At 68.7% G+C, this 14,589-nt stretch carries 10 protein-coding genes; 7 read left to right on the top strand and 3 right to left on the bottom strand.

Annotated features, from left to right (window positions below):
• Positions 1–249: 249 nt before the first annotated feature.
• The gene (locus IRZ30_RS00620; RefSeq protein ID WP_294081844.1) at positions 250–1,071 is read right to left on the bottom strand and encodes a cyclase family protein; all 822 of its coding nucleotides are present in this window, start codon (positions 1,069–1,071) and stop codon (positions 250–252) included.
• A 47-nt stretch (positions 1,072–1,118) separates the two neighbouring features.
• Positions 1,119–2,042, bottom strand: a complete 924-nt coding sequence (locus IRZ30_RS00615; RefSeq protein ID WP_366945298.1) for a site-specific DNA-methyltransferase — start codon at positions 2,040–2,042, stop codon at positions 1,119–1,121.
• A gap of 90 nt (positions 2,043–2,132) precedes the next feature.
• Here IRZ30_RS00615 and IRZ30_RS00610 point away from each other — a divergent pair, with 90 nt between their 5' ends.
• Complete coding sequence (locus IRZ30_RS00610; RefSeq protein ID WP_294081841.1) at positions 2,133–3,128, top strand: hypothetical protein; 996 nt, start codon at positions 2,133–2,135, stop codon at positions 3,126–3,128.
• Between the two features lie 44 nt (positions 3,129–3,172).
• On the top strand, positions 3,173–4,024 hold the full coding sequence (locus IRZ30_RS00605) for a hypothetical protein (RefSeq protein ID WP_294081839.1): 852 nt from the start codon (positions 3,173–3,175) through the stop codon (positions 4,022–4,024).
• A 23-nt stretch (positions 4,025–4,047) separates the two neighbouring features.
• Here the strand turns inward: IRZ30_RS00605 and IRZ30_RS00600 are convergent, their stop codons facing one another.
• Positions 4,048–4,716, bottom strand: a complete 669-nt coding sequence (locus IRZ30_RS00600; protein ID WP_294081837.1) for a trimeric intracellular cation channel family protein — start codon at positions 4,714–4,716, stop codon at positions 4,048–4,050.
• 358 nt (positions 4,717–5,074) lie between these two features.
• Between IRZ30_RS00600 and IRZ30_RS00595 the strand changes: the two genes are divergently transcribed.
• The 5 genes from IRZ30_RS00595 to IRZ30_RS00575 all read left to right on the top strand — a co-directional run.
• Positions 5,075–6,079: a rod shape-determining protein gene (locus IRZ30_RS00595; RefSeq protein WP_294081835.1), complete on the top strand. Its 1,005-nt coding sequence runs from the start codon at positions 5,075–5,077 to the stop codon at positions 6,077–6,079.
• Positions 6,080–6,412: 333 nt separating this feature from the next.
• Positions 6,413–7,303 (top strand): manganese catalase family protein, encoded by an 891-nt coding sequence (locus tag IRZ30_RS00590; RefSeq protein WP_294081833.1) that lies wholly within the window; start codon positions 6,413–6,415, stop codon positions 7,301–7,303.
• 625 nt (positions 7,304–7,928) lie between these two features.
• Positions 7,929–8,765 carry a YidC/Oxa1 family membrane protein insertase gene (locus IRZ30_RS00585; protein WP_294081831.1) on the top strand — a complete coding sequence of 279 codons (837 nt, stop codon included), beginning with the start codon at positions 7,929–7,931 and terminating at the stop codon, positions 8,763–8,765.
• Positions 8,766–8,991: 226 nt separating this feature from the next.
• Complete coding sequence (locus IRZ30_RS00580; RefSeq protein ID WP_294081829.1) at positions 8,992–10,443, top strand: aminotransferase class I/II-fold pyridoxal phosphate-dependent enzyme; 1,452 nt, start codon at positions 8,992–8,994, stop codon at positions 10,441–10,443.
• 754 nt (positions 10,444–11,197) lie between these two features.
• A partial coding sequence (locus IRZ30_RS00575; protein WP_294081827.1) for a vitamin B12-dependent ribonucleotide reductase occupies positions 11,198–14,589 on the top strand: 3,392 nt, incomplete at its 3' end.

The raw sequence follows: 14,589 nt of genomic DNA, 5'->3' as shown, positions 1-14,589 counted from the left end.
GGCGTCCCCAGCCCCTTCAGTGGGCTTCGTCTTGTCAGCCCGGCGGCTTGAGCCCCGGGCACGGGCCGGAATCCGAGCACCCTATCGCCACGGTGTGGGCTCGGCAGCGTCCCAGCCGGCTTCAGCCGGCTTTCGTTGTTAGCCCGGGGGTTCACCCCCGGGCACATGCCACCGGCTTGACATCGTCATACCACCCAGCCCGAGGACGGGCAGCGTAGACCCGTCCTCTTGTCGGCGCCGCGCTCGATCTCACCCCTCCAGCGGCACCAGCGCTACGGGGCTGACGGGGGAGCCGGTGGCGCCGACGAACTTGAGCGGGGTGCAGACGAAGCCGAACTCGTAGTGGCCCGCGGCAGCCAGGGCCTCAAGTTGCAGGTTCTCGATGATGTGGATCCGATGGCGCACCAGCAGGAGGAGGTGCCCCGGCAGCGCGCAGCCGTACTCAGGGTCCACCAGGCCGATCACGTCCCACGCCATGTTGTCCGCCCCGACGGCACGTACCCCGCGCTCCGCCAACCAGGCCGAGCCCTTCCCGGCGACGCCCGGTCCCGCCAGGTAGCGCTCCGGGTCGCCCCAGTAGCGCGCGTTGCCGGTCCGCACCAGCACGATGTCTCCAGCGCGGATCTCGACCCCCTGGGTCGTGCAGCAGCGCTCCAGATCGGCGACGGTGATGGCGTAGCCCGGCTCCAGCTCCTCCAGGCCGAGCGCGCGCGGCACGTCAAGCAAGACCCCGCGGCCGATGATGGGCGGCACTTCCTCGATCCCCAACTGGGAGAAGCCGTTCGCGTTCTGGACCTCCCGCGCCGGGATCCCTCCGGCGAGCATCAGGTTTTCCGCCTGGTGACAGATCGCGTCGATGTGCGTCCCACTGTGCTCCATGCACACGATCACGCCCGAGGCGCTGCTGCGCGGGCCGGCCTCCGGAGCGTAGGTGTCCTCATGGCGCCGGTAGAGGAAGTAGGAGTAGCCCGGGCGATGCGAGGGTAAAACCGGCATGTCAGCGGTGCGCGGCTGCTCGAGGTCGAACACCCGCATCGGCCCGTTGGCCCCCGGGAAGACGACAAGGTCCATGAATCCACCTCCTAACGCCACCGCGCCGGGCACGCCGCGCGGTCGGCCTACTCTCCAGCGGCTTCGTCCGCGACTGTCGGGTCGCTCGGGGTCGTGGGCACCCCCGCGACCGGGTCGAACCCGACGAAGCGCACGCCCTCCTCCTCGGCGAAGCGCCGCGCCATGACCTGGAGCGCCTCCGGGTTGTTGTCCACCAGCAGGAACCGGCGGCCGAGTTCCCGCGCCGCCACGCCGGTCGTGCCGCTGCCGGCGAAGAAGTCGAGCACCAGATCGCCCGGATTGGAGGAGGCGGCAATGATCCGGCGCAGGATCGTCAGCGGCTTCTGCGTCGGGTAGCCGGTGCGCTCGCGCCCTTTGGTCGGCACGATCGTCGCCCACCAGGTGTCGGTCGGCAACTTGCCGCGGGCCGCCTTCTCCGGCCCGACGAGCCCCGGCGCCAGGTAGGGGATGCGGTCGATCGCGTCGACGTTGAACACGTAGTCGCGCGGAGAGGCGACGTAGACCAGGATGTTGTCGTGCTTGGCCGGCCAGCGGCGGGTCGAGCGCCCGCCGAAGTCGTAGGCCCAGATGATTTCATTGAGGAAGCACTCCCGGCCGAAGATGCCGTCGAGCAGGACCTTCACATAGTGGACCTCGCGGGGGTCGAGGTGGACGTAGAGGGTGCCATTGGGCGCCAGCACGCGCCGCGCCTCCACCAATCGGGGCTCAAGGAAGGCCAGGTAGTCGTCGAAGACGTCGACGAAGCGCGTGGTGCCGAGGCGCAGCGTGCGGTACGTCTGCCCCTGGAAGCCGACGCGGTCGCCTTCGGGGTCCCGCGTGGTGCGCAGGCGCGTGAGCGACCGAGTCTTCCCCGTGTTGAAGGGCGGGTCGATGTAGATCAGCGGCACACACCCATCCGGCAGCGTGCGCAGCACCGCCAGGTTGTCGCTGTAGACGATCGTGTCCACGTACTCCACCGGGAAGCCGCCCATGGTCCGCTCGCGTCCCCCTTCGCGCCGCTCCGCCGGACCGTGCACCCCGATGCTACAATTGCCGGGACGGAAAGGCCAGGGAGTCTCCCCGTGCCGACGCTCGACCTCTTCGCCATCCTCAGCCTTTTCATGGTGCTGATCTCGATCCGCACGCTCGTGACGACCGTGCGCCAGCGCGCGACCCTGTTCGACGCCACCTTCACCCGCGCCGACCGCCAGCACCTCGCCGAGGCCGCCTTCTTCCTCCTCCTGCCGATCAGCGTTCTGCTCCACGAGATCGGCCACGCCGTCGCCGTCCGCGCGTTCGGCGGCGAGATCCTGGGCTTCGGTTACTACTTTTTCTTCGGTTATGTCGAGCATCAGGGGTTCTACACCCCGGCCGACGTCTTCTGGATCGCGCTCTCGGGGAACCTGGTGAGTGTGGTGATGGGGGTCGCGGCAATTGCGTTTGTGGTGCTGCGCCCGCTGTCCCCGCCGGTGAACTACCTGCTGTTCATGTTCGGCGCAATCGACCTGGTGAATTCGCTCGTCTTCTACCCCGTCCTCGACTTCGCCGGTGGGCTCGTCGGTGACTGGTCGCAGATCTACACGCGGGACACGCCGGTCCTGAGCGGGGTCACGGGCGCGATCCACGTGGGCCTGCTGGCGGTGGCCGTCGTTGCCTGGCGCAGCGACCGGGTCCGGCGGCTCTACGCCGAGCGCACCGGGGTCAGCCCCCACGCAGTCCGGCGGGTGACGCGCACCGAGGCGGCCAGCGACTTGCTTGCCGCAGGGGAGCAGGTGGCCGCCACCTGGCGGCACCCGCTGCGGGTGGTGGCGGATGCCCAAGGCGACGCCGTCGGCGTCAATCTCCGCTGGGTCAGCGGGGGCTACGGCCGGGTGGTCGGTGCCTATGCCGTGACCGATGGCTGGCGGCGGGTCGAGCTGCACGGCGGGTTGCAGGCGCTCGACGGTAGCGGGGCGTCGCACCAGCAGCCGCTCGGCGTGATCGAGGGGATCCCGCCGCCGCCGGAGATCGCCGAGGCGCTGGGGCGCGCACTCGATGTGGTCGACCGGTGGGAGATCCCCGCCCCACGCCCACAGTAGCGGGCGCCGCGATCTACGTCCTGAGAGAATGGAGGGCCGAGCCGATGTCCTGGTGGCCATTCCAACGACGCGAGGAGCCCCCGGCCGCGGAGCGGAACGGCACGCCGTCCGCGGAGCCGGGACAGCCGTACATCCGGGACGCGGAACGCCGCAGCCTGCGGCGCCTGCTGCAACGCAAGAGCAACCTCGAGTACGACCTGGCGCGGGCCGAGCTTGCCTTCCAGCCGGAGAACCCCTGGACGGAGCGGATCGCGCAGCTCGACGCCGCCATCGCCCAGGCCGAGCAGGACCTGGCGGCGCTGCGGCCCACGCCGCGGGATGTGCCCCGGCGCCAGTTGCCCGCCACGCCGATCGAGGTGGTCGAGGTTCGCACGGCCGGGCCGGCGGCGGTGACGCTCCGAGCCGGGGATGCCACCCTGCACTACCAGGAGGAGGTCGACTGGGCCGAGCGCGGCCACCAGGTGGCGCTGCCGCAGCTCACGCGCGCGTCGGGCGATGTCGAGTCCCTGGTGCCGAGCGACTTGCCGGCGGAGGAGCGTGACGCACTGGTGACGCACCTGCGCCAGGGCTTCTCGATCGTCGCGGAGGAGGCGCTGGAGCGGGCCGACGCCGGGAACCCGCTGCCGGCCTACACCCTGGCGGATCTCACCCGCCCGTGCCCGGCCTGCGGCGGCTGGCAAGACCCCAAGGGGCGCTGTCCCGCCTGCGTCGAACTGGAGCGCCGGCGCCAGGAGGTGCACGCCGGGCTGGAGCGACTGCGAGCCGAGCGGGACGACCAGCGACAGGACATGGCGCGCTACCGCGACCGCCTGCCGATCATCCGCCGCCAACTCGCCGAGACGGAGGCGGACATCGCGAAGCTCCAGGCCAAGGGCGTGGAGCCGGACACGCCCTAGGCAGGCGCCGTACGCACCGTCGCCTACCGCCTCGGTGCGCGCTCCTCCGTCGTCTCGACCGGCGAGATCTCATCCCGGCGCGACTGGTCCGACGGCCGAGGCGTCGGCAACTGCCACCCGCGGCGGATCGCCACCACGCGGAGACCAAAGCAGAGAAGCGCGCCCGCGATCATCGCCACGGATGCGGGAACCGGCAGCCGGTCGCCGATGACGACCACGGTCGCGCCCGCCAGCGCGGCGACGGCGTAGAGTTCGGAGCGCAGGACGGTGGGGATCTCCGACACCAGCACGTCACGCAGCATGCCCCCGCCGACACCCGTCAGCACACCGAGCAGCACCGCGGCGACCGGGTTGATGCCGGCGTCGAGCGCCTTCTGCGCGCCGGAGACCGCGAAGAGCGCCAGCCCGGCACCATCGAAGATCAGCACCGTGCCGCGCAGCCGGTCGATGACCGGCCACCAATGGAACGTCAGGAGCCCCGCTCCGAGCGCGACGACGATGTAGCGCCAGTCGCTGATCGCGACCGGCGGCACCGCCCCGAGCAGCACATCGCGGGTCATCCCACCCGCAACGCCCACCGCGAAGGAGAGCACGAGCACGCCGAACAGGTCGAGCCGCTTCTGAACACCCACCATCGCGCCGCTGAGCGCGAAGACAAAGGTGCCGAACAGTTCGAGCACGACGACCAACATGCTCTCGACGATCCTCTCGCGGCGAACGCGGTGGCATCGAGGACGGCGAGCCGGGCCAGCGCGGCCACGACCGCAGCGCCTCGGCCCTGGCTATCTTATACCCGGCCGTACGCACCTCCCGGCTTCGTGGTGTAGGTGGCTGGCCTGGTCAGATCCTCGTCGCCTCGGCGGCAGGCGCTGGCTGCGGAGCGCGGGGCGGTGACCGCCTGGCTCCCGCGCATCGTGGGAACGGGCTCGCGCCGGCCGTGTCGGCCCTCAGTCGGGCGGCCGTGATACAATCCCGGGCGGCGGTGTCTGGTCAGGGCGACCCGGACACCGTTTGGTATGTGCCCGTTCGGTGGCGACGGAGCGAGAGCCCTTGGCAAAGCAACTCGGAATCGACCTGGGCACTGCAAACGTGCTCGTCTTTGTTCGTGGCCGCGGCATCGTCATCAATGAGCCGTCGGTGGTTGCCATCTCCGCAAAAGACGGCAAGGTCAAAGCCGTCGGCATCGAGGCGCGTAACATGCTCGGGCGTGAGCCGCGGGAAACGATCGAGGTCGTGCGCCCGATGCGCGACGGCGTGATCGCCGACTACGTCGTCACCCAGGAGATGCTGCGCTACTTCATCAACAAGGCGGTGGGACGCTTCTCGCTCGTCCGGCCGGAGGTGATGATCTGCGTGCCGGCCGGAGTCACCGGCGTAGAGCGGCGCGCGGTGCGCGACGCCGCATTGAACGCCGGCGCGCGCCGGGCCTACCTGATCAGCGAGCCGCTGGCGGCGGCGATCGGCGCCAAGGTGCCGGTGGCGGACCCGAGCGGGAACATGGTCATCGACATCGGCGGCGGCACCACCGAGGTCGCCGTCATCTCCCTCAACGGCATCGTCGTTGCCCGCTCGATCCGCGTCGGCGGCAACAAGTTCGACGAAGCCATCGCCAACTACATCAAGCGGAAGTACAACCTGCGCATCGGCGAGCGCACCGCCGAGGAGGTCAAGATCGCCATCGGCTCGGCCATGCCGGTGGACGAAGACCTCTTCATGGAGGTGCGCGGGCGTGACGAAGTCGCCGGGCTGCCGCGGACGATCCAGATCCACGCCAACGAGATCGTCGAGGCGATCACCGAGCCGCTGGAGGCAGTCATCGGCGCCGTGCGGGCGGTGCTGGAGGAGACCCCGCCGGAGCTATCGTCCGACATCATCGACAAGGGGATGATCCTGACCGGCGGCGGTGCGCTCCTGCGTCACCTGAGCGACCTGCTGACCGAGGTCACCGGCGTCCCCTGCTACGTGGCCGACGACCCGCTCAGTTGCGTCGCCATCGGCACCGGCCTCGCCCTGGAATACTTCGACGTCATCCGAGACAGCCTCGAGGAACTGTAGGGCGTCACACACCCCACCCCGCCTCTCCGCCCGCGATCCGTACACGATCTGACCGGAGCGGAACGGTGCCATCCCACCACCGCGAGAGATTATGAAAAGACCCGATTGGACCACGTGCGCATATCGTGGTAGGGTTATTTTTAGCACAGAGCGTGCTGCGGGCAGAGGCCCCGCGCCGACTTCCTCCATCCACCCTGGCTTTGGGCTGGGCGACGATAAAGGTGGTGGATGCGGGGCCTCATGGTGTCTCCGGCGGGAGGTGGATCCGCCCAGCCCCACCTCCGCCGCCCGTGCGACGCCGGGCCACGTGCGCGGCGTCGAGGAGGAAGCGTGATGTTCCTTCGTATCGATCGCCTTCAGGTGGAGCTGCCTCAGCCGAAGGAGCCGGACCCCAACGCCGCTGCCGCGGTGCAGGAGTTGCTCGGCGGCCGCTTCGGCGAGATGTCGACCCTGATGAACTACATGTACCAGTCGTTCAACTTCCGGGGTCGCGAAAAGCTCAAGCCCTACTATCACCTGATCGCGAACATCGCGACGGAGGAGATCGGCCACATCGAGTTGGTGGCCCACACGATCAACCTGCTGATGACCGGCGCGACCAAGGACGGCGCTCCGGAGACCGCGCCGCTGGCGGCCGCAAAGAACTGGCGCAACACCCACCACGCCATCGCCACCGGCCAGACCGCGCTCGTCGGCAACTCGATGGGCGGGCACTGGACCGGCGACTACGTCTTCTCCAGCGGGAACCTCGTCCTCGACCTGCTGCACAACTTCTTCCTGGAGAACGGCGCCCGCACCCAGAAGATCCGCGTCTATGAAATGACCGACCACCCGGTGGCCCGGCAGATGCTCGGCTACCTGCTGGTGCGCGGCGGCGTCCACGCCCTGGCCTACGCCAAGGCCCTCGAGAGCATCACCGGCGTGGATGTCTCCAAGATGCTGCCGATCCCGAATATCAAGAACTCCGACTTCCCGGAGGCGCGTGCCTTCGAGGAGCAGGGCGCGCACCGCAAGCTGTACCGCTTCAGCCTCGACGACTACAAGGAAGTCGCCAAGATCTGGAGCGGGACCCACCCGGATGATGGCGGCGCCCTCGAGGTGGTCGACGGCGCGCCGCAGGGCGGCGCGATGCCGGACCTGCCGGAAGTGCCGGAGGAGTTCGCACCCGGTATCGGCCCGGAGGAACTGGCCGAGATCGCCAAGCGCCTCATGGCGAACGCCTAGGCGCCTCTCGATCCACATCCGACGCCCAAGCACCGGCCCGGCGAGCGTATCGCCGGGCCGCTTGCGTTTGCGTTGTCGGAGTCGGGCACGGCAGCAGCCGCGGGCGGATCTCCCGGCGCCGTCCCTCCCCCGGCCATGGCGCGGGCCAACGAGGCTCCGTCCGCGTCGAGGTCCCCATTTCCTCCCGGTGCTGACTGCGTGATCTGGGGATGCGTGCGTGGCGCGTGCCCGGGGACGGATGGTGCGAACCGCGGATGGGTGGCGTGAGGATCCCCGCGCCGTGGTGGGTGCCCGGCGGCTTGAGCCCCGGGCACGCGCCACGATGCGCGGATCCTTATACCTCCCATCCTCGGCACCTATGGGCCGCGCTGGGAATCCGGCCTCGCGACATACCAGAGCGACCGCTCTGGCCGCCGCACTCCTATTTGGGCTGGCGCTGGTCACCCACTGACCGCGCAGGTTCGACCGACCCGTCGAGGTCCTTCTCCGGTTATGCACCACACTCGGGACCAATTGGCCGTTGGAGACGCGACGGGCGGCTGTTAGGCTGGCAAGTGCCGGGGGTCCGGCGTCGTGCGTTTGTGGTGCGTTTGACGATGGGTCCAGGTCGGAAGAGGGACAGCGGGTGCCAGGCTGGGAGCAGTTCGTCGATCTGATCGCTGGGGGCCTGCGGGGCCTCGCGGCGGTTACGGGCAGCGCCGGGCTTGCGGTCATCCTCTTTACCCTGCTGCTCAAGATCGCGCTCCTGCCGATCACCGTGCGGACGCGGCGCAGCACCGCCGCGCTGCGTGCCATCCAGCCCGCGCTGCGGGAACTGCAGGAGAAGTACCCCGACGACCGCCAGCGCCGCTCGGCCGAGACGCTCAAGCTCTACCAGCAGCACGGGATCAACCCGGCCGCTGGCTGCCTGCCCACCGTCATCGGGATCCCCTTCTTCATCGGCCTGCTCGCCGCCATTCGCGAACTGTCGCGCGCGGGCGACGGCGCCTGGACAACGTCGTTCCTCTGGCTGCCCGACCTGGCGACGGCGGATCCGCTGCATATCCTGCCGATCGCCGCCGGCTTGTTCCAACTCCTCACCGGTATGATGGCACGTCCAGCCGGACAGCGCGGGGCTGCGCGCGGGCAGGGACAGGTGCTGGCAGGGATAACGCTCCTCTCCCCCGCGCTCGTCGTCGCGATCGGTTGGCATGCGCCGGCCGGGCCGGTCCTCTACTGGGCCGTGTCGGCGCTCTTCAGCATCGGCGAGCAGTGGCTGCTGAACGGCTGGGGTGCGGTGCGCGACTGGCTCCCCTTCCTGCCGGAGATCCCCGAGCACCGCCGTCCGGGCTACGTCGACCCGGCCACCCTGGCTGCCGAGGCCGCAACCCGCCAGCCCCCCTGGATCTTCCGCCAGATCAACCAGCGCGCCGCGCGGCGCATCCAGCAGCTCGAAGCCGAGCGCGTCCGGCAGGACGGGTAGGGCGCGGAGTCAGGCGTCATACGTCATACGTCACGCGTCATACGTGATGCGTGCTCCGTATTACGTGTTGCGTGTTCCGTGTTCCATGTTGCGTAGATGGTGACTACCGAGCCCCTGTTGAGGCGTGCGAAACGCCCGCGACGCGTCTGGCGATTGACGAATGACGCATGACGGGTGACGCTTCACGCATGACGCATGACGCATGATGCATCACAGGAGCTGCGCCATGGACAGCCGGTTTCTACCTGCGACGGCGTTCATCGACCCCGAAGGGCGCAACCGCGACGAGGTTGAGCGGCTGGTCCAGCAGGTGGTCGACCTGATCCTGGGCCAATTGTCCGGCGCCGCGGAGCGCCCGCCCATGCCCGAGACGGTCGACCTGCCGGGGACGATCGCGATCCCGGAGACGGCGGCGACGGAGGCCGCGCTGCTGGAGGCGATTCGGGACATGGTCGACGGCTCGATGAACCCCGCCAACCCCGGCTACATCGGCCACATGGACCCGATGGCGGCCACGATGGCGATCCTGGGGGACCTCGTTGCCGCGGCGGTCAACAACAACATGCTGAGCCTGGAAATGTCACCCTCCTTCTCCCGGCTGGAGACGCTGCTGCTGCGCGCGATCGCGGGGCTGTTCGGCCTGGGAGAGCAGGCCGGGGGTGTGCTGACGAGCGGCGGCAGCCTGGCCAACCTCCAGGCGCTGGCCGTCGCGCGGAACGTCGCCGTTGACTCGGTCGAGCCGGGCATCACCGGGCTCGCGCAGCGGCCGGTCATCTTCGCCTCGGAGGTGGCCCATACCTCGCTCCAGAAGGCGGCCATGCTGCTTGGGCTGGGTACGACGGCCGTCATCCCGGTCCGCGCCACGGCCGATTCGCGCATGGACCCGGAGGATCTCCGGGCGCGGATCGATCAGGCGCGGGGCGCGGGCCAGCACCCGTTCTGCGTCGTCGCCACCGCGGGGACGACGACCACCGGCAACATCGACCCGCTGGCGGAGATCGGCGCGATCGCCCGGGAGCACGGCCTGTGGTTCCACGTCGACGCCGCGTACGGGGGCGCGCTGGTCTTCAGCGAGCGGCACCGCTGGCGCCTGGCCGGCATCGAGCACGCCGACTCGATCACCTTCAACCCACAGAAGTGGCTCTACGTCGCCAAGACCTGCGCCATGGTGCTCTTCCGCGACGCCGGCGTCTTGGAGCGAGCCTTCCGCATCCCGGCTCCGTACATGCGCGCGACGGACGGCTTCATCAACCTCGGCGAGATCGGCGTCCAGGGCACGCGCCACGCCGACGTCGTGAAGCTCTGGCTGACGCTCCAGCACATCGGACAGCAGGGATACGCGCGGCTGATCGACGAGGGGTATCGGCTGGCGGAGCGTGTTGTGGAGGGCGTGCGTCAGCGGAGCTTCCTCCGGCTGGCCGGGGAGATCGACACCAACATCGTCTGCTTCCGCGGCGAGCCGGACTGGCTCCCGGCGGATCGCTGGGACGACTGGAACGCGGCGCTGCAAGCGCATCTGCTGCGCGAGGGGCACATCTTCCTGTCGCTCCCGGTGTACCGCGGCGGGCGCTGGCTGCGGGCCGTCCTCCTCAACCCCTACACCAGCGACAGGGTGATCGACGCCATGTTCGAGCAGATCGACCGCTTCGCCGGCCGCGAGCACGGCCTGGAGCAATGAGCGGTTGCCCCTCGACGCCGGGTCGCCCGGTACCGAGGGGCTCTGGCTTGTCACTTCGGGCGACTTGGCGGCGCGAGCGCGCTGGGCAAGCCAGCGAGCGGCTCGCCACTCCCCTCATTGGCTCCGTTTCTGGCATCTCCATGTCAAGACCATGCCATCCTGAGCCGCCATGTCATCCTGAGCGCAGCGAAGGATCTCTCGTTAGAGTAGCCACCTCAACAGCGATCCTTCGCTCCGCCCAGGATGACCATTCACGTGCAACAGTGGTGAAGGCACTGTTGCCGACTTTCGGAGGCAGACAAGATCACGTGAGCAGGCTCCTCAACCTCGTGTTTCGTGCCAGCGGTGCACAACCGAACTCGCGCGGTGAAGGGGCTTGCGCATCCCCAGCGCAGCCGCTAGACTAGGATTCGTGATGTACGTACAGTTCAAATGTTCTGACAACTTGTGACCTCGAGGCAACACTAGACAGCGAACTAAGGGGCTGGTACACTAGATCTAGTATCTAGAGGGCTGGGGTACACTACATATTGTCACTCCGCCCCCCGGAGTGGGCAGATGTCCCGCACAAATCGCAGGATTCGCTAACCAATCGGCGAACATCCATCGGGCATATCATCTGATATCAGCGTTTGGCCGATCGGTAAGGGGTGATATTGCTCTGCGAAAACGGACGAAGGTGGGGGCATTCACGGTAACCCCGGCATCGAAGGCGTGACGGTCGTTTGCAGGCTGACGGAATCGAGGGGGACCCATGGAGGATCGCGAGAAGCGCAGACGCGGTCAGGCGCGAACCAAGGGCGGGCAGCCGAAGGGGCTGCGGATCACGCGCGTCTTCACCCAGGCGGGGCAGGACCCCTTCGATACCATTGCCTGGGCGCGGCGCACCTCGCGGATTACCAACCCGGACGGCTCGGTCGTCTTCGAGATGCAGGACGCCGAGATCCCGGCCTCCTGGTCGCAGGTGGCTACCGACATCATGGTGTCCAAGTACTTCCGCAAGGCGGGCGTGCCGCAGGTCGATGAGAACGGCAACCCGCTGTTGGATGCGGAAGGCAACCCGGTGCTCGGCCCCGAGCGCAGCGCCCGTCAGGTGATCTCCCGCCTGACCGGCTGTTGGCGGGACTGGGGCGAGCGCTACGGCTACTTCGCCAGCGAGGAAGACGCGCAGGCCTTCGAGGACGAGCTCAAGTACATGCTCGTCCATCAGATGGCCGCGCCCAACTCGCCGCAGTGGTTCAACACCGGCCTGTACTACGCCTACGGCATCACCGGGCCGGCGCAGGGGCACTCCTACATCGACCCGGACACCGGCGAGTTGAAGTACTCGCAGGACGCCTACAGCCGTCCCACGCCGCACGCCTGCTTCATCCAGTCGGTCGAGGACGACCTGGTCAACCCAGGCGGCATCTTCGACCTGGTCACCCGCGAGGCGCGCGTCTTCAAGTATGGCTCCGGCTCCGGCACGAACTTCTCGAAGATCCGGGCCGAGGGTGAGCCCCTCTCCGGCGGCGGCACGTCGTCGGGTCTGATGAGCTTCCTCAAGATCTTCGACCGCGCCGCCGGGGCGATCAAGAGCGGCGGCACCACCCGCCGCGCCGCCAAGATGGTCGTGGTCGACGTCGACCATCCCGACATCGAGGCGTTCATCAACTGGAAGGCCGAGGAAGAGAAGAAGGTCGCCGCGCTCATCGCGGCCGGCTACTCCGCCGACTTCAACGGCGAAGCGTATGCGACCGTGTCCGGCCAGAACTCGAACAACTCGGTGCGCGTCACCGACGAGTTCATCCGTGCCGTGCTGACCGACGGCGAGTGGCACCTGCGCTGGCGCACCGACGGCCGCATCGCCAAGACCGTGCGGGCGCGTGACTTGTGGCACCAGATCGCCCAGGCCGCCTGGCAGTGCGCCGACCCGGGCGTGCAGTTCGACACCACCATCAACGCCTGGCACACCTGCCCCGCGTCGGGCCGCATCAACGCCTCGAACCCGTGCTCCGAGTACATGTTCCTCGACGACACGGCGTGCAACCTGGCGTCGTTGAACCTGATGAAGTTCTACGACGCCGAGCGGCGCACCTTCGACATCGAGCGCTTCCGGCACGCCGTTCGCCTCTGGACCATCGTGCTCGAGATCAGCGTGCTGATGGCGCAGTTCCCGAGCGAGGCCATCGCCCGGAAGAGCTACGAGTTCCGCACGCTGGGGCTCGGCTACGCCAACCTCGGCTCGATGCTGATGACCATGGGCCTGCCCTACGACTCCGATCGCGCCCGCGGCATCGCGGCGGCGGTCACGGCGATCATGACGGGCGAGGCCTACGCCGCCTCGGCGGAGCTGGCCAGCGTGCTCGGCCCCTTCCCCGCCTACGCCGAGAACCGGGAGCACATGCTGCGGGTGATCCGCAACCACCGGCGCGCGGCCTACAACGCCCACCCGGGCGAGTACGAGGGGCTGTCGGTCGTCCCGGTCGGGCTCGACCCCGCCACCTGCCCGGAGGATCTGGTCCAGGCCGCACGCGAGGCGTGGGACCGGGCGCTGGCGATGGGCGAGCAGTACGGCTATCGCAACGCCCAGACGACCCTGCTCGCGCCCACGGGCACCATCGGGCTCCTGATGGACTGCGACACTACCGGGGTCGAGCCGGACTTCGCCCTGGTGAAGTTCAAGAAGCTGGCCGGCGGCGGCTACTTCAAGATCGCCAACCAGTCGATCGCTCCGGCGCTGCGCACCCTGGGCTACACCGAGGAGCAGATCGAAGACATCCTGCGCTACGTGCTCGGCACCCTCTCGCTGGACAACGCGCCGCACATCAACCGCGCCTCGCTCATGGAAAAGGGGCTGACCAGCGAGGAGGTGGACCGGCTGGAGCAGGCGCTGCCGAGCGTCTTCGAGTTGAGCTACGCCTTCACCCCCTGGACGCTGGGCGAGGAGGCGCTGCGCCGCCTCGGCTTCACGCCGGAGCAGTGGCAGCGGCCCGGCTTCAACCTGCTGCGTGAGCTGGGCTTCACCCCGCAGCAGATCGCCGAGGCCAACGACGTCATCTGCGGCATGCAGACGGTCGAGGGCGCGCCGCACCTGAAGGACGAGCACCTGCCGGTGTTCGACTGCGCCAACAAGTGCGGCAAGCACGGCCGGCGCTTCATCCACCACATGGGGCACATCCGCATGATGGCCGCCGTCCAGCCGTTCCTCTCCGGCGCGATCTCCAAGACGATCAACATGCCGAACGAGGTGACGGTGGAGGACATCGAGGAGGCGTACATGGCCTCCTGGCGGCTCGGGCTCAAGGCCATGGCCCTCTACCGCGACGGCTCCAAGCTGTCCCAGCCCCTCTCCTCCGCCAGCAAGCAGGACCAGGAGGAGAAGGAGAAGGACAAGGCGGCGGCCGAAGCCCCGGCGGCCGAGCCGCAGATCGTCTACGTCGAGCGGCCCAAGCGCCGCCCGCTGCCGGCCAAGCGCCGCGGTTTCACCCAGGAGGGGCGCGTCGCCGGGCACAAGATCTACCTGCGCACCGGCGAGTACGAGGACGGCACGCTCGGCGAGATCTTCATCGACATGCACAAGGAGGGCGCGGCCTTCCGCAGCCTGATGAACTGCTTCGCCATCGCCATCTCCAAGGGCCTCCAGTACGGCGTGCCCCTGGAGGAGTTCGTCGACACCTTCACCTTCCAGCGGTTTGAGCCGCAGGGCATGGTGGAGGGGCACCCGTACATCAAGATGGCGACCTCGATCATCGACTACGTCTTCCGCGTGCTCGGCTACGAGTACCTGGGCCGCACCGACTTCGTCCAGGTGCAGCCGCCGATCCACGGGGACGTCGGTGACGAGATGACCGACGACGATGCGGAGGACAGCACATCGGGGGCGGCTGCCACCGAGGCAACCCCTGCCTCGCAGCCGGCTGCGGTCGCGGCTGCCGCGGCTGCGGTCAAGCCCACGCCCAACGGCATCAACGGGCACGGTGCCGAGGCCCACGCGCTGGAGTCGCTCGTCGCCGTAGCCCAGGCGCCGCTAGCCGACGGCGGGCTGTCCGAGCACCTGTCGCAGATGATGGGCGACGCACCCTTCTGCGACATCTGCGGCCACATCACCGTCCGCAACGGCGCCTGCTACAAGTGCCTCAACTGCGGCAACAGCCTGGGGTGCTC

This window comes from Sphaerobacter sp. (assembly GCF_019683595.1).
In the GTDB taxonomy this organism is placed as follows: domain Bacteria; phylum Chloroflexota; class Chloroflexia; order Thermomicrobiales; family Thermomicrobiaceae; genus Sphaerobacter.
The sequence above is the reverse complement of the archived record's forward strand: the minus strand, read 5'-3'. Positions and strand labels throughout refer to the sequence as shown.